The organism is Microcoleus sp. Pol14D4 (assembly GCF_036701245.1).
Lineage (GTDB): Bacteria > Cyanobacteriota > Cyanobacteriia > Cyanobacteriales > Microcoleaceae > Microcoleus.
Genome location: NZ_JAUBQM010000025.1, coordinates 1 through 16,445, shown reverse-complemented (window position 1 = coordinate 16,445; position 16,445 = coordinate 1). Strand labels below are relative to the sequence as shown.

The window sequence follows — 16,445 nt, the reverse complement described above, 5'->3', positions numbered from 1 at the left end:
GCTAAGATTAGAACAACTTCTAAGGAGGTAATACCGATGCTGACGAGCGAGCTAGATACGCTACTTAAGGAACAAGCACTCCAACGCCAAGATCCTGAAGATCGCTACATTACCGATAGCGCCAACTGGGAACAATACGAGACACTGCTGAATCGGATTGGAGATACAGCGGGATATCGAGTTACTTATTTAGATGGAGTTTTGGAAATTATGTCGCCTTCTCGCCGCCATGAAAGTCGCAAAACTGGCATTGGAAATCTGCTAGAAATTTACTTTGTAGAAGCTGAAATCGAATATTTTCCTTTTGGGTCTACAACTCTGCGACAAGAGGAAAAAAGTGGCGGTACGGAACCGGATGAAGCTTACTGTATTGGCACAGATAAAGAATTTCCCGATTTGGTAATTGAAGTTATTGTTACCAGTGGCAGTATCAATAAACTAGAACTGTATAGAAGGTTGAATGTGCGAGAGGTTTGGTTCTGGCGAAATGACCGATTTTCTATCTACCATTTGCGAGAAGAAATTCCGGTTGAATTCGTGTCCAATTGCGGTTATGAATTAATCACACAAAGCGAATTGCTACCGGGAATTGATATCGATATGTTGAGAGAATGTGTAAAAAATCCTCACCCGTTAGCAGCAGCAAAGGAATGGAGACAGAATTGCCGACCTACTTAAACAGCAAGTTTTAAATCTGCTAGCTGTCGCAAAGACAATGAACTGAGCTCCCGCGCGCGCCCAAGTCCGAGGAAAAGACCCGCCTCCTCTTGACAAGTCGTACTCGTTATGAGTACGCTAAAGTAAGCAATTGAACCTAAGTACCTAAGAATTTAAAATCATGCTGACGAACCAAGAAGGTCAAAGAGTACCCAAAGTCACCTTTCGCACTCGCAAAGACAACGAGTGGGTCGATGTCACCACCGATGATATATTTGCAGGTAAAACCGTAGTAGTCTTCTCGCTGCCGGGGGCTTTTACTCCCACTTGTTCGTCAACGCACCTCCCCGGTTACAACGAATTGGCGAAAGTTTTCAAAGAAAACGGCGTAGATGAAATCGTTTGTATTTCCGTCAACGACACCTTTGTGATGAACGAGTGGGCCAAAGACCAAGAAGCAGACAATGTGACGTTAATTCCCGACGGTAACGGCGAATTTACTCAAGGCATGGGAATGCTGGTAGACAAAACAGATTTAGGCTTTGGCAAGCGGTCTTGGCGTTATTCGATGCTGGTAAAAGATGGCGTGGTTGACAAAATGTTTATTGAGCCAGAGGAACCGGGAGACCCTTTCAAAGTGTCCGATGCCGAGACGATGCTCAACTACATTAACTCCGCAGCAGCGAAGCCGAAGGTAGTTTCGCTGTTTACAAAAATGGGCTGTCCCTTCTGCGCTAAGGCTAAGGCAATGCTGAGTCAAAAGGGCTTGGATTATGAAGAAATCGTCTTGGGTCGAGATATCACAACTCGATCGCTCCGGGCTGTGACTGGGGCTACAACGGTGCCGCAAGTATTTATCGACGGCAAGTTGATCGGTGGTTCCGAAGCCCTAGAGTCTTATTTGGCAGTTGCTTAGTTAAACCAAAATACTTAACCTGCAGGTGCCCGCGTGCACACCTTACAACGAGTAAGGTGTGCACTGTGCGCCTTTGCCGTATTTTGCGGTATTTAGCCCGATCGAGCTTCGGAGTCAAAAAGTTAGATTGGTCTATTGATCCATTCTCGTGCAACAATTACTGGGGAAGTAATATTAAAAACGCAAGAAATGGGAGTTACCGATCGTGGATTTGAGTTTAGTATCGTCAAATATCTTAAATCCCCCAATATTAGCTTTTTTCATGGGAATGCTGGCAATTTTTCTCAAATCCGATTTAGAAATTCCAGCGCCCATCCCTAAACTCTTTTCGCTGTACCTGCTGTTTGCCATCGGATTTAAAGGTGGCGTCGAACTGTCCAAAAGCGGAATTGACCAGCAAATAGCCCTGACAATTTTGGCAGCGATGCTGATGTCAATGCTAGTACCAATTTATACTTTTTTCATACTGAGAATCAAACTCGACTCTTACAATGCCGCGGCGATCGCAGCCACCTACGGTTCCATCAGCGCCGTCACATTTATTACCGCAACCTCCTTCCTCACAGCACAGGGGATCGACTTTGACGGTTACATGGTAGCCGCGCTAGCATTAATGGAATCCCCGGCAATTATAGTAGGTCTCATTCTAGTCAGTGTATTTGGCGGGGAAGAAGGAAAACGCGAAATAGTTTGGCCAGAAGTGTTGCAAGAAGCATTCCTAAACAGTTCAGTTTTTCTGCTGATTGGCAGCCTAATTATGGGCGTACTGACAGGAGAACATGGTTGGGAAGTTATGAGTCCGTTTACTCAAGACTTGTTTTACGGAGTTCTGACTTTTTTCTTACTAGACATGGGGCTGGTTGCAGCAAGCAGAATTAAAGATTTGCAAGAAGCAGGAGTTTTTCTGATCGGCTTTGCAATCCTAATTCCGATACTCAACGCAGTAATTGCTTTGGTAATAGCCAAATTAATCGGAATGCCGCAGGGAGACACTTTGCTGTTTTCCGTACTTTGCGCGAGTGCTTCTTATATAGCAGTACCAGCAGCCATGCGCCTAACTGTTCCCGAAGCGAATCCAAGTCTTTACATTTCAACTGCCTTAGCAGTGACATTTCCATTTAATATCATTGTAGGCATTCCCCTGTATCTATACGGAATAAATATGTTTTGGAGGTGAGATGATGGAGTCAGTCAAAAGAGTAGAAATCATAGCCCACTCAGTCGAACTCGGCAAGATTTTAGACGGTTTAGACAAAGCTGGCGTACCGGGTTATTCGGTGATCCGTGATGTTGCTGGAAAAAGCACTAGGGATCACGTTTCCCGTGATTCATCAATGACGGCGCTGGATAACATTTATGTGCTTGCTTTTTGTTCACCAGCTCAAGTTTCAGCAGTTGCAGAAAACATTAGACCCGTGCTCAATAAATTTGGTGGGTCGTGTTTTATTTCAGATGCGGTGGAATTGCTAATTACTAGATGCGTCGGGTAGTCATTAGTTATTAGTGATTATACCAATTCGGAAAAATTGAGCTACACATAGATTCTACGCCATATGTTTAGGGACACGGCAATGCCGTGTCCTTGAGCGAATAGGCAACTTTCATCTTAGGCTTTGGTTCCATCGCCACTGGTGAGAATGCCAATCCGTTTCGCCTTTTGGGTAACTTTTTTATTATTACTTTAGCCTGATTTTAAAAAGGCAATTTTGAAAATAATTTCTGTCTATTATAGCACTTTTACAAGTTGACAAAAATCAGCCATTAGCCATTAGTCAGCGGTCATTTCAGGATTAATTGCCCTTCCCAGCCGGGGCAGAATTCAGAATTCTTAAGAGATAGAAAAGAATCAGTTGCAAAAATCCGTTAGCGTGGTAAATTCTAAGCCACAACAGGCGATCCTCCTCGAAGGCTTCGCTAATGCCCGATCGACTAAGGATATTTTCCATAGGAGTTTAAACATGGCTGCATTAAAAGTCGGCATCAACGGATTTGGTCGCATCGGACGGCTAGTCATGCGTGCCGGCATCAAAAACCCCAACATCGAATTTGTCGGCATTAACGACTTAGTTTCGCCCGACAACCTGGCTTATCTTTTCAAATACGACTCTACCCACGGCATTTACGACGGCGAAGTGGAAAGCAAACCAGACGGCATTGTCATTGACGGAAATTTTATACCCTGCACAGCGATTAGAAATCCGGCAGAATTGCCTTGGGATAAAACGAGTGCAGACTATGTTGTAGAATCTACCGGATTGTTTACAGATTTTGAAGGCGCATCAAAACACTTGACGGCGGGAGCAAAACGAGTAATACTTTCAGCACCCACAAAAGACCCGGAAAAAGTTCCAACTTTTCTAGTAGGCGTCAACCACCACAAATTTGACTCAGCAAAAGATACAGTTGTTTCTAATGCTAGCTGTACGACGAATTGTTTAGCACCAATTGCCAAAGTAATTAACGATAACTTCGGTTTGGAAGAAGGCTTAATGACTACAGTTCACGCGATGACAGCTACTCAACCAACTGTAGACGGGCCCAGCCAAAAAGATTGGCGGGGAGGACGCGGTGCGGCTCAAAATATTATTCCATCTTCCACCGGTGCAGCAAAAGCTGTTACTTTGGTGTTGCCAGAATTGAAAGGAAAATTGACTGGAATGGCCTTGCGGGTGCCAACTCCCGACGTGTCTGTAGTTGACCTTACTTTCAAAACGGCGAAGGAAACTAGCTATAAAGAAATTTGCGAGGCAATGAAAAAAGCTTCGGAGGGCGAACTCAAAGGCATTCTGGGATATACTGAGGATGCGGTGGTTTCGACAGATTTTCAGGGCGACGCGCGATCGAGCATTTTCGATGCAGGTGCGGGAATTGAACTGAATTCTAAGTTTTTCAAAGTTGTTTCTTGGTACGACAACGAGTGGGGTTATTCTAGTCGCGTGATAGACTTAATGCTGTCTATGGCCGAGAAAGACGGAATTTTGAATAATTAATTTTTTTGGGGTGGCATTTTGGGCTGGAAAGCGTGTCCACCCCACACACCAATTCCTATGAATTTTTGTGGAACGGGCATCTTGCCCGTTCCTGATAATGTTATCTAATGTGAGTTAAACTTTTTTTATTTCCGATTCGAGCGCGCTCATGTCTGAATTACCACCGCTGAATAACGAAACTATTTGGGCTATTCTCAACGAAGAAATCGACGATGCTGCTGTCAATCAGCTAGTTTGGCAGTATCTGGGCTACCGCTGGGATGCCGAGACTGGCAAGTGGAACAGTGCAGGAGTTGCACCCGAGTGGCGTCAAGAGTACCCGGAACCGCCGGATTTTATCGATTCTAGGCCGGCGACGGTGAAATTGACTCGATCGACTCCTCCAGAAAACAAGCAGTTGCTGAAGGAAAAATTGGGCTTTAAAGGCTATAAAATTGGGGAATTCGGGCCCCGACAGACTCGCAGGGCGACGATGGCTAATTGGTTGATGGGTTTTATGGAATCTGGGGCGTAAGAGGAATATTGGATGGCTGTGCGGTGGTTGCCACCGTTAGAGTAAAGAGATATGAGATTTTTTGGCAGGAAAACCCCTAAATCCCTATAAAGGATTGAAACCTTGATTAAACTCTTCCTTTCTTTCTCTGTGTCCTCTGCGTGCTCTGCGGTTAATTAACAAAAATTAAGTTTGTTGAAAGTCAAAAAACACTAAAACCCGCCAATTCCAACCTCCTCATCCCCAACCCTGACATCGGGCTGTTCCGTAAAGTATCCTAGAGTCGGCACAAAACAACTGTGAGGTAAGCTTTATGAAAACAACTACCATATCTCGCTTAACCAGCATTTCCCTCGCTACCCTAATGCTAGCGGGCGTTTCAGTCAATGCGATCGCCACACCAGCCACCACCGAACCCACAACCCAACTCGCCCAAGCAACTGCCAAAAAGCGCCTCGTAGTCATGGACTTCGACTACGGCCCCACCAACAGCTATTACACTTCCTACAGGGGAGTCGGCGCCGCCAAAGGCATCAGCGAACTGTTAATCAACGAACTCGTCAACAACGGCACTTATACAGTAGTCGATCGTAGCAAACTCGAACAAGTGCTCAAACAGCAAAATCGCAGCGGCGCGATGGATGCCGGCACAGCAGCCGAAATTGGCAAACAATTAGGAGTTGACGCCGTACTCATCGGCACCATTACCAAGTTTAATATCGACAAACAATCCGGCGGCGGCAGTTTCATGGGAATCGGTGCCGGTTCACAAAAAACCAAAGCTACCGTTCAAATAGATGTGCGGTTAATCGGTACAGCTTCAGGAGATATTCTTGCCACCGCCAAAGCCGTTGGAGAAGCGGATCAAAGCGATTCTAATATTTCCGTTAGGGGTATTGGCGGCAATTCTGGCAGCAGCAATGAAGACTCACTTTTGAGCGCGGCAGTTGACAAAGCCGTATCCCAAATGGTGACCAAACTGGCAGAGGTATCTAAGAAATTAGGTTAGAAATTTTTCAAAATTTTTAGATTTTAGATTGGTAATTGTTAACTCCCCAATCTAAAATCTAAAAATTTTTCATATCCTTGAGCTGCAATTGTACCCGTTAATATTAGTTTTGTTTAGGAATCTGCATTTTCCTTTATACTAAACTCTATCCATTTCGCTCAACATACTCAAGCATTAACAGTTTAATTAGCATTGGGACTTGAGCCAGGATCAACGCATTTTCCCTTTTGAGTTGGGTTTAAGGCTAGGTTAGAGACTACTTTAGAAACGCCAGCTTGTTCTTGAATCCATCCGATTTCCCCCGGTTGCAGCTTGGCGCTTTCTACTTCAACTGTTGGCTTAACTGTCGGGGAAGGCGAGGGAGTTGTCACACCGGGAGGCAGCTTGGCGCTTTCTACTTCAACTGTTGGCTTAACTGTCGGGGAAGGCGAGGGAGTTGTCACACCGGGAGATGGATTCTGTGCCTGTTTTGAAACTGTAGAAAAATCTTTATTTGACTCGGGTTTGGGAGAGTTCGATCGCACTATTTCAGGAATAGAACAAACTTTCAATTCCAGCCAATTGCCTTGAGGTGTAAGCTGTTTGTTTGTCACCTGCAAAACGCTGCCGACTGGGACTGTTCCTTTGACAGTCAACTCACCGATTGCAACTCGCAAATCCAAGCGATCGCTCTCTTTTTCCACTGCCCCAGCCCCAGAACTTTTAATCTCTATAAACGAGCCGATTTCTAAAGATTTGACCGGAGAAGGTACAGATTCAACAGTTTTTTCTGGCTTGCTTCCAGGATTAATTAAACCGCCTTTGCCAAAAATCGACTCCCCGGCAGTATCGATCGCGCGACCCACCGGAGGGATGAAAAAATAAGCAAATACACCCCCCAAGCCTAATAAAAATAAAATTTTCAGCAGCAGCGAAAATGGGCTTTTGCTTTTGTCCGGCTGTAACAACTGCGTTTTTCCTTCAGAATTCCCATCGCCAAGGCTTGTGGGCCCATTCAAATCCGTTGGCATATCCTCGCTGTCGGAAATTAGTTCGATAGGCGTATCTAAAGGTGCGACAGACAGTTCTGTCAAAGTATTGCCGTCTTCCCTCAAATGTGCTTGACAGTGAATTAAAGCAACAGTGACGTTATCGTGACCGTTTCTAGTATTAGCAATCTCAATCAGTCGATCGCGCGCCTTAGCCAAATTAATACTACCGTCGAGAATTGGCAAAATTTCCGCTTCCCAACATTCCTCAACCCGGTCTTTATCGCTCAAACCGTCGGAACACAGCAGCAAAACGCAGTCTTCATCCACGGGAAAACGCTGCACAGTCGGGTGCAAAGTGTTCGACGAAGTAATCCCCAAAGCTTGAATCAGAGCTCCGGCGGCCACTTGTTCCAAAGCATCCCGGTAGAGAGAGTAGCCCAAACGCACCTCGCGGCAAGCCACATTATCATCGAGAGTAACTTGATAGCAGCCGGTGCGGGTAATCCAGTAAGCGCGACTGTCTCCGACGTGGGCGACATAGAGTTCGTGAATGTGGGCTAAACCCATAACTAGGGTAGTTCCCATCCGCTGGCGGCCTTGGCGGTGTTCGCTGTCGTTGCGACTGGCTATCTTGTCGTTAGCAGCACAAGCCGCCCGTTCCAGCTTGGAAGTCAGGCTCAACGGGTCCCAATTAGCCTGATGTAGCGGCATTTGCTGCAACTTGTCGCGCAGCACACCAATTGCTTCTGCCGAAGCTACTTCGCCGCCGTCTTGTCCGCCGATACCGTCGCAGACGATCGCGCAAGCTTCCGCACCCGGGCTTCCTGCGAACAGCGTACCGCTGGGCGGATAGCAAGCATCTTCGTTGTGAGCCCGGGATCTGCCTACATCTGTGCCCGTGGCAATTTCAACGTGACGATCGTAATATCGGCCGCACTTTGCCAAAGCTTTATCCAACTGGCCCATCAATTGTTCGCCGTGGCGCACTTGACCGGCAACCATTTGCTGGCAAAGTTGCCTCAAAAAATTAGCAATAGCCGGGTGAGCATCTTCGAGCCACTGCTGCCACAATTTGCCCAACTGCGACAAATGAGGCGGTTTGCGATCGGGCTGCAATTCCAGAAACCGCACCAATTGCCCTTCCACCCGCAGCAGTTCCGGAGTCAGCAGCGTGGAAGCCACGCCCTGAGAGATACACGGCTGCCACAACTGGGCAATTTGCCACAGCCAATTGAGCTGCCGCATCGCTGCCGATCCTTTCCAGGAGTCTGCCAATTCCGGCATTAAAGATTCCGTCACCTTCAAAATCGGCCCGTTTTCCAGTAGCCAAATATCTCCCGATAGCTTGCTCATCTTGGACGATACCAGGCCGTATACTTGAGGTACGTGCAACTGATAGGCAAACAGTCTCAGATAAGGAGTGACAACACTCGGAATCTCATCGGGCAGTTCCGGCAAGTGTTCGGGTTGAGTATCGACAAGAAGTCGATCGCGCTTGACCAAGTAGCGACCAGCGATCAGATCGCCTGGCTTACACCCTTTGATCCCTTCACCTAAAGCCCATAAGTAGTGTTTTGCCACAGAGTTTTGCATAAGGGTTCCTGACGCCTTTGGGCAAGCGTGCTGATCTGAACTATTTTAGCGATGAACCTCGACGGGTTGATACGTGGCGATTATTTGACACTCCCGCTTTCTCAACAGACGCAGATTCTTAAGACTTCGCAGTCCTAATATCCTGATTTTTCAGGTTCCCGGAATCACCACGTTTCCACTTTTGTGTGCGTAGTGATATCTGCTACACAAAACTTGGCTAAACTTATTTAAGTCTCACCATTCAATCGGGATTGCTCCTGAAGGGTCTGCTTCCTGCTTCACCCAAGGGAGTCGGCTCCTTCTTGTCCACAGGCGTTAATTCGGGTGTAGCCCACCCTAATCGAATTAATTTTAGTTGAAGATTTTAGCCGTGAGTCATCCAATATTTTCAACCTATTTAACAAAACGCGGACTTCCGTTCGACCTTGTGACAGGCTGGTCAGTTTTGACTTGCACGCTCGGTTTACTCTCCCAGATAATTAAGCCTTGGTTTTTGGCATCGCTCTAATTCTACCACCCACAAAGGTTAACCAGTCAAGTTAAGTATGACTAACTTTAGTAAATTTTTTTGCTGTTTAGTCCAACTCCTGACAATATTTTAGGCGTGACTTTCCCCCAGTCTAGGGGTAGGTTTTAATCTCTTGTACTGACACGAATAGTTTACCATTTTGTTGACGGCCGGATGAATCTTGCTATGAGCTTTCAGGGTGAGACGATCGCGCGACGCCCAAGTCCTCGGCTTGAAAGCACGCTGTTTTCAGCATATTCCTGATAGTGGCAATTTCCGAAAAAATCGCAGCACTCAAGGGAATTAAGATTTTAGACTAACTATAATGGTATGATGCAGCTAGGTAGAAATCACCTGACCCGACAGGTATAAATAAATATCAATTCTCGGTTTTCTCGCCAAGGGTGTTAATTGCCTCCTACCCGAGTTTCGCAAGTAAAGTTAAATTTAACCTGGCCCAAAGACGGATAAAAGCCCCCAGATTCATCTGTGGAGTCCATCTAAAGTATAAAATCTACAATCTCACATCTCACATCTACTGACGGATGCAAGCTCCCGACAGGAGTGGTGGCGAGCAAAAAAAATTAGATATTAGTTCAAGCCCGCAGATCCATCTGTGGAGTCAATCTCAAATCTCAAATCTCAAATCGACTGACCGGCCTCTGCAAGCTGTTGAGTATTTAACCATGCCCCCACATGAACCCAGCGCCTTTTCCAAGAATGTGCCCGATCCGAAGCTACTGCCTGCCGTTGAAATAGACGAAATACTCACTAGCATTCAACATTCTCACAGTTTTTATTACAAAGTGATGAATCTTGAGGTTTGGGCGCTGGTGGAAACCTTGGATGGGCTGTTTCCCGGCGCTTGGGGTCAGTTTATGACCAACCGCCAACTGGCAGTTAAACAGTTTTTGGAACGAGATCGCGTTCCAAATTCTCCGGTCGATGCTGGGAAGGCGCGGGAGAAATCCGAGGGCAGTGGGAAGAAGGAAGAAGCCGGGAGTCAGGAGTCAGGAGTCAGAAACAAGCAGGAAGAAGAATAAAAGCAGCTTTTTTCAATTCTCCCTATCTCCACCTTTCCTAGGTATCCAAGTCTAAATCCCCTTCAATCCTCAAAGCGAGAGACGAAACAGAACTTTCTTTTCCCCCCGTACTCCCCTGATTAAGAGGAGTACGAGGGATCGAAACTCAGCTACAAGCGACCTTTATTATGGGTTTCAATCTTAAGTTGACATAAATGCCGATCGCCCGATCGCCCTTACAGGTGAATTTTTGCATCAACTTGAGGCAATCCCATGCTGTAGTTAACAGCGCGGCTGTTGAGGTTATAGCTGATTTGGCCTTTTTGGAGGAACGATCGTACTAAGTGCTCCAACTCCGAACCGATACGGCGGAGGTTGTACTCGGTCAAGTCTTCGCCCTCGTATGCGTCTACGAGTTGGTCGAATTTGGCATTTACCTGTTTGATGGACTCGTCATTCCAGTTAAGTTCGTTATCTGGGTCAATGTCGAGGGTCAAAAGGTCATTGCTAGGTACGAGTTCGTTATCTTCGAGGATGGCGGTGTATATGCGAATATGGCGGGTTGTTGACTTAAGCTGCATGAGTTCTTATGTGTAAAGATTTTTTGCTGAATTAATTGTAATGGGTCACAGACCTTTGCAGGAGAGTAGGTCGCGTGTTGTGCGATCGATCGGGATATCTCACTACCCCTCCGACTTCAAGGCAAAGACTTGGAATCGGTAGTTTTGAGACCTACTTAATTCAAGACTAAAAAGGAAAGCTTTCGTAAAGTATAATAGTTCAGAATTGGCATAGGAGGACAAGGTGGAAGGCAAGAGATTTATTCACTCCCTGCAACTGCAAAATTTCCTTTCCTATGGAAGTGAGGGGGAAACAATTGAACTGCAACCCCTGAATGTATTGATCGGTACTAACGCATCCGGCAAATCTAACTTCATTGAAGCGATGGGAGTGTTGAAGGCAACACCTACAGACTTACTTGCTCCGATTCGTCAAGGAGGTGGTATCAGCGATTTTCTGTGGAAAGGTGAAAAAGGTACTCCCACAGCAAAAATTGAGGCTATTTTAAATTACCCAGAACGAACGATGCCACTGCGCTATCAGATTAGTTTTACCGCAGTCGGTCAGAGACTTGAAGTAGTGGACGAAGCTATAGAAGATATGGAACCCCGCCATAGTTTTGAAAGCCAGCCATTTTTCTATTACCGTTATAACGATCGGGCTCGCCCTGTTATCAATGTTATAGAGGACAACGAGCAGCAAACAAGAAAGCTGCGGAATCTGCGGCGAGAAGATATCATTCCCGATCAATCTATCTTATCTCAAAGAAAAGATCCAGAACTATATCCCGAACTATCATATCTGGGAAATAAATTGGCCGACATTGGTTTATATCGTAACTGGCAGACAGGGAGAGATTCAGTATCTAGAAAGGCTCAGCAAACTGACTTGCCAGAACATCCCCTCCTAGAAGATGGTGGCAACTTAGGACTGGTTTTAAATAACTTACAGTATCAATTAGGAAGTAGGCTGATTATTGAAAAATTACAACTGTTCTACGATGCAGCCGAAGAACTGAGTATCAAGATTTATGGCGGTACTGTCCAGATATTCATCCGCGAAACAGGATTAATTCAGCCAATACCCGCAACTCGTTTATCAGACGGTACGCTGCGTTATTTATTCTTAATAGCTTTACTTCTAGATCCAACTCCCCCGCCACTTATTTGTATTGAAGAACCGGAGATTGGCTTGCATCCCGACATTCTGCCTGCAGTTGCTGAAATGTTGATCGAAGCGTCACAGCGCACACAATTGATTGTGACAACTCATTCCGATGCTTTAGTGTCGGCGCTGAGTCCTGAGTCAGTGTTAATATGCGATCGGGATGATAGAGGAAGTCACCTGAACCGTCTCGATCCCGAACGACTGAAAAAATGGCTTGAGAATTACACTTTGGGAGACCTTTGGCGGATGGGAGAAATCGGGGGCAACCGATGGTAAAAGAAATTCGCATTTACATCGAAGGCGGCGGCGAGGGCAAGAATACAAAGCAATTACTTCGAGGAGGATTTAGCTTTTTTTTCAAAGAACTTGTGGAGGTTGCCCGCAGCAATAAAATCAAGTGGAATATCACTGTTTGCGGTTCCCGGAATAATGCTTTCAGGGATTTCAACAATGCTTTGGCAGATCACCCAAATGCTTTTATCATCCTTTTAGTTGACTCAGAAGCCCCTGTAAAGCAGCCGCCTTGGGAGCATTTGAAGTCGAGGGATAACTGGGATTCGCCGCCTGGGGTTGATGAGACTCATTGCTATCTCATGGTTCAAGCGATGGAAGCTTGGTTGATAGCTGATATTGATACTTTAAAAAGATTTTACGGGCAGGGATTTAAAGAAAATGCGATTCCTAAAAATATTAATGTAGAGACGATTGAAAAGGATTTGTTAGAACCAAGTCTGAAAGCAGCTAGCCGCGACACAAAATCGAAAGGCGAATATCAAAAGATACAGCACGCTTCCAAGCTTTTAGAAATGTTGGATGTTGACAAGGTTCGCAAGGCTTCTTCAGAGTGCGATCGTATTTTTACAACTCTCATCAAACTCATGGAGGATTGAAGCGATGAAAGTAGCCAAGGGCGCGAAGCAAGACAGAGATGCGCGGGGAGGGCGGGCGATCGTCAATTTCTCGGAATCCCGAAATATTTTAGTTGTTCGGCCGTCCAATTTTTGTAATATTCAGTTTTCTCTAAAACATCGGAAGCTGGCTTCAGCTTAGAATTTACTTGAACAGTGAAGCCCGGATAGGGCATCCTCCTAGTATGAAGCCCGTCAATATTAAAATCTTCTTCGGGATGGATGTGAAAAGCCAGCAAGCCCAACTCTGAAATCTGATTATTCAATTTGTCTATCAATTCTTTAGTTTCGGGCGCACTAATTGCATTTTTTTCAGGATTAATTACTACCATGATTTCAAATTCCGAATTGTAAAATTCATAAATGGATTTCATTATGGCAGAATCTCCATCATACTCAGTCTGCGCTGAAAACAGGTCAATTTTAAATAGAATTTGATTAGCCAAGCGTGCTTTTTTAGTGAAGGGACAAATCGGTAAATCGCTGAAAACTGGATGCGGCAACTCGACAAACTCGGTCATCCATCTGAGGGTAGATTCTATAATTTCTGTGTCCGATTCATTCATCGAAAATCTATATATTTGATATTTCATACTAATCATACTCTATTTTTAGGGCGATGCACACCCCACTATTGGTATCAATTTAAGACTGAAACCCATAATAAAGGTCACTTCTATCAAAGTCTCGATCCCCCTAAATCCCCCTTAAGAAGGGGGACTTTGAGTGCTTCCGGTTCCCCCCTTTTTTAAGGGGGGTTAGGGGGGATCTCCGGGTTAATAAAACACGCCCTAGTCCTTCCATTGCTAAAAACTAAATTCCTGACTACAAATATTAACTTATTCGTGAATTGTCCCATCTGGCATAATTGCGCCTGCGAGTTTTGCATTTGCCATATTTGCTCCAACCCAGTTGGCATCTTTCAGGTTAGCTTTCTCTAGGTTTGCATAACTCAAATTTGCTCCGCACAGGTTTGCTGAAGTTAAGTTTACTCCACTCAAGTTAGCATTTTGAAAGCTAACTCCAGACAGGTTTAAGCCTGCCAAGTTTTGACCGCTCAGATTAGCTTGAGCAAGACTAGATCCGATCAAGCTTACCGCTTTCAAATTTACGTTTTTCAGGTTTGCTCCATCAAGGTTTACTGCAACTAAACTTACCCCATTCAGCTTAACCCCCCTTAGATCAGCATAAGATAGGCTAACTTTAGTTACTTTGGCTTGACTTAAATCTGCTCCTATCAAATTAGCGTTATTTAAATTTGCCTGAGTTAGGTTGGCACTGCTTAAATTGGCTGTAGTCAAGTTCGCACTATGCAATTGTGTCTCGCTCAACTTTGCTTGACTTAAATTCGCTTGAATGAGTCTTGCATAATTCAAATTTGCCTTAGTTAAGTTTGCACCACTAAAATTTGCTTGAATTAAATCGGCTTGTTGCAGGTTTGTGGATTTCAAGTTTGCCCCTTGCAGGTTAGCTCCAATCAAGTTTGCCTTCACTAGGTTGGCATTACTCAGGTTGGCATTGCTCAGGTTTGCTTGACTGAAACTAATGGGATATTCCAGAGTTTTGCCGCTCAAATCGACTCCTGCTAAGTTAATCCCTGTAAAATCCCGTTCTCCCTGGTTATACCGCCGTAAAAATTCCTCAGCAGTGATAGCAAATTCCTGATTTTTTGAAACATAATCATCAACATCCTTAACCGAATCATCAACATCCTTACCAGCTTCCAATTTATCCGCATTCACAGGATTAGCAACAGACTCTCCCGCTGCTTTTTCCTGCAATTGCTTGTCCACCCGATCGCTAAACCGCCTTACAACCTCAGCATCATCAAGCTTCTCACCAGCATTCGAGCTTTTCAGGGCCGCATTCTCAACATAATACTTATCTACAAAACTTTGCAACCCAGCATTATATCCCTGTCCTACCGCCTGAAACCTCCATTCGCCATTCTTCTTATACAAGCGTCCAAATTCTAAAGCCGTTTCTTGGGAAAATATCTGATTTAAATTGTACCGAACCAATTCGCTAAGAGTTTCTCGGTTGTAAAGCCTGATAAAAGCATTTGTAACTTGACTAAAACTTTGATTCTTTTCCTGTCCCTCGTGAATAGTCACCACAAACACAATTTCCTGAATAGCAGAATTGATTTTACTCAAATCCAGATAAACCGTCTCATCATCTCCCTCAATTTGTCCATTCCTGCTGTCTCCCGAATGTCGCACCGAACCGTCCGGTGATGTCAGATTGTTGTAAAATACAAAATACTTTTCATCAGGAATGCGACCGTCCGCCGCTAACATAAAAACTGATGCGTCAATGTCACAGTTTTGTGCTGTCTGGCTGACTTGCCAACCCAGGGCGATCGCAATTTTATTGAAATTAGGAGTTTCTTTAGAAAGATTGAACCTTTCACCCTTAGTTAATTCGATACTCATATGCGATAATTCCCTTACCTCATAAATGGTATTAATTCTCTCATCTATGTTAACCCGATCGCAAATTGGATTTTATCTCGAAGATATCGAAACCCCAATTGGTAGAACCGTCAATTTAACCCTTACCGGACTCATTCTCCTATCTTCGACCAGCTTCATCGCCGAAACTTACCCGATTTCGGAAACTGTTAGAATTATTTTACAAACTCTCGATACAGCGCTTTTAGTTATTTTTGTGTTTGAGTATTTATTGCGGCTGTGGTGTGCGGAAAATCGAGTTAAATTTATTTTTAGTTTTTTTTCAATTATTGATTTGCTGGCAATATTACCATTTTTACTGGGATTTGTCAACGTTAGTTTTATCAGAATTTTTCGCTGGTTTAGAATTCTCCGACTCATCCGCTTTCTGGAATTAAAAATTTCTATTTTCCGCATCAGCAGCGAAGATGGGGTAATTTTTGCTCGGATATTGTTTACTTTGCTGGCAATAATTTTTGTTTATTCGGGTTTGATTTATCAAGTCGAACATCCGGCCAATCCCGAAAGTTTTGGAACTTTTTTGGATGCTGTTTATTTCTCGGTTGTCACAATGACGACGGTGGGATTTGGCGATGTTACTCCGATTTCGGAATCCGGCCGTTTTCTGACTATTTTGATGATTTTGACGGGAATAGCTCTAATTCCTTGGCAATTGGGGGATTTGATTAAACACTTAGTTAAAAGTGCTAATCACGGAGAAGCTGTTTGTCAAGGTTGCGGTTGGTCTGTACACGATGCTAATGCTAGATTTTGTAAAATGTGCGGCAGTCAGTTAGAGAATGGTTGACTGTTGACTGTTGACTGTTGACTGTTACAGCCGTTTTCAGGTAGGGACACAGCATTGCCCATTCGTGTCAACTTAAGCCTGAAACCCTAATAAATGTCGCTTTTAGGCAAAGTCTAGATCCCCCTAAATCCCCCTTAAGAAGGGGGACTTTGAGAAGAATCTTGTTCCCCCCTTAAGAAGGGCTAGGGGGGATCGAGTTATCATCGTCAAAGAGTAGACCGGTAGTAGGTTTGACGTTAAGTTGACACTAATGGGCATTGCTGTTTCCCTACAGAAGATTGCCTCTAATTTAGATGTAGCAGTATTTTTCATCCCACATTCCGCAGATATTCAAGCAGAGGTAAAGGAAGATAGATTCGGAAACACAAAACTCCCAAACGATTGCCGTG

At 44.7% G+C, this 16,445-nt stretch carries 15 protein-coding genes; 11 read left to right on the top strand and 4 right to left on the bottom strand.

Annotation, left to right across the window (positions count from 1 at the left end; genetic code table 11):
• Positions 1 to 36: 36 nt before the first annotated feature.
• The 7 genes from QUA33_RS11640 to QUA33_RS11610 all read left to right on the top strand — a co-directional run bounded on the left by QUA33_RS11640 (position 37) and on the right by QUA33_RS11610 (position 6,065).
• A complete protein-coding gene (locus QUA33_RS11640; RefSeq protein ID WP_333148735.1) occupies positions 37 to 678 on the top strand; it encodes a Uma2 family endonuclease in 642 nt (213 codons plus the stop codon).
• Positions 679 to 838: 160 nt separating this feature from the next.
• The gene (locus tag QUA33_RS11635) at positions 839 to 1,573 is read left to right on the top strand and encodes a glutathione peroxidase (RefSeq protein WP_333148734.1); all 735 of its coding nucleotides are present in this window, start codon (positions 839 to 841) and stop codon (positions 1,571 to 1,573) included.
• A gap of 205 nt (positions 1,574 to 1,778) precedes the next feature.
• Complete coding sequence (locus QUA33_RS11630; protein ID WP_333068249.1) at positions 1,779 to 2,750, top strand: sodium-dependent bicarbonate transport family permease; 972 nt, start codon at positions 1,779 to 1,781, stop codon at positions 2,748 to 2,750.
• A 1-nt stretch (position 2,751) separates the two neighbouring features.
• Positions 2,752 to 3,063, top strand: a complete 312-nt coding sequence (locus QUA33_RS11625; RefSeq protein ID WP_223300725.1) for a P-II family nitrogen regulator — start codon at positions 2,752 to 2,754, stop codon at positions 3,061 to 3,063.
• Between the two features lie 468 nt (positions 3,064 to 3,531).
• Positions 3,532 to 4,563: a type I glyceraldehyde-3-phosphate dehydrogenase gene (gene gap / locus QUA33_RS11620; protein ID WP_333096947.1), complete on the top strand. Its 1,032-nt coding sequence runs from the start codon at positions 3,532 to 3,534 to the stop codon at positions 4,561 to 4,563.
• Between the two features lie 148 nt (positions 4,564 to 4,711).
• A complete protein-coding gene (locus QUA33_RS11615; RefSeq protein WP_333148733.1) occupies positions 4,712 to 5,077 on the top strand; it encodes a DUF1823 family protein in 366 nt (121 codons plus the stop codon).
• Positions 5,078 to 5,369: 292 nt separating this feature from the next.
• Positions 5,370 to 6,065, top strand: a complete 696-nt coding sequence (locus QUA33_RS11610; RefSeq protein ID WP_333148732.1) for a CsgG/HfaB family protein — start codon at positions 5,370 to 5,372, stop codon at positions 6,063 to 6,065.
• 182 nt (positions 6,066 to 6,247) lie between these two features.
• Here the strand turns inward: QUA33_RS11610 and QUA33_RS11605 are convergent, their stop codons facing one another.
• A complete protein-coding gene (locus tag QUA33_RS11605; protein ID WP_333148731.1) occupies positions 6,248 to 8,617 on the bottom strand; it encodes a protein phosphatase 2C domain-containing protein in 2,370 nt (789 codons plus the stop codon).
• A gap of 1,206 nt (positions 8,618 to 9,823) precedes the next feature.
• Here QUA33_RS11605 and QUA33_RS11600 point away from each other — a divergent pair.
• Positions 9,824 to 10,180 (top strand): hypothetical protein, encoded by a 357-nt coding sequence (locus QUA33_RS11600; protein WP_333148730.1) that lies wholly within the window; start codon positions 9,824 to 9,826, stop codon positions 10,178 to 10,180.
• A 215-nt stretch (positions 10,181 to 10,395) separates the two neighbouring features.
• Here QUA33_RS11600 and QUA33_RS11595 read toward each other — a convergent pair whose 3' ends face one another.
• Positions 10,396 to 10,740 (bottom strand): NAD(P)H-quinone oxidoreductase subunit M, encoded by a 345-nt coding sequence (locus tag QUA33_RS11595; RefSeq protein WP_333148729.1) that lies wholly within the window; start codon positions 10,738 to 10,740, stop codon positions 10,396 to 10,398.
• 223 nt (positions 10,741 to 10,963) lie between these two features.
• On the opposite strand from QUA33_RS11595, the gene QUA33_RS11590 reads away from it, so the two are divergent.
• Both QUA33_RS11590 and QUA33_RS11585 read left to right on the top strand, forming a co-directional pair.
• Complete coding sequence (locus tag QUA33_RS11590) at positions 10,964 to 12,163, top strand: AAA family ATPase (protein WP_333148728.1); 1,200 nt, start codon at positions 10,964 to 10,966, stop codon at positions 12,161 to 12,163.
• Positions 12,157 to 12,777, top strand: coding sequence for a DUF4276 family protein (locus tag QUA33_RS11585; RefSeq protein WP_333148727.1), 621 nt, complete (start codon positions 12,157 to 12,159; stop codon positions 12,775 to 12,777). Before QUA33_RS11590 ends, QUA33_RS11585 begins: the two co-directional genes overlap by 7 nt.
• A gap of 62 nt (positions 12,778 to 12,839) precedes the next feature.
• On the opposite strand, the gene QUA33_RS11580 is transcribed toward QUA33_RS11585, so the two are convergent.
• Positions 12,840 to 13,361, bottom strand: coding sequence for a hypothetical protein (locus QUA33_RS11580; protein WP_333148726.1), 522 nt, complete (start codon positions 13,359 to 13,361; stop codon positions 12,840 to 12,842).
• A gap of 273 nt (positions 13,362 to 13,634) precedes the next feature.
• Positions 13,635 to 15,230 carry a TerD family protein gene (locus QUA33_RS11575; protein WP_333148725.1) on the bottom strand — a complete coding sequence of 532 codons (1,596 nt, stop codon included), beginning with the start codon at positions 15,228 to 15,230 and terminating at the stop codon, positions 13,635 to 13,637.
• A gap of 25 nt (positions 15,231 to 15,255) precedes the next feature.
• Here QUA33_RS11575 and QUA33_RS11570 point away from each other — a divergent pair, with 25 nt between their 5' ends.
• Complete coding sequence (locus QUA33_RS11570) at positions 15,256 to 16,056, top strand: ion transporter (protein WP_333148724.1); 801 nt, start codon at positions 15,256 to 15,258, stop codon at positions 16,054 to 16,056.
• Positions 16,057 to 16,445 lie beyond the last annotated feature (389 nt).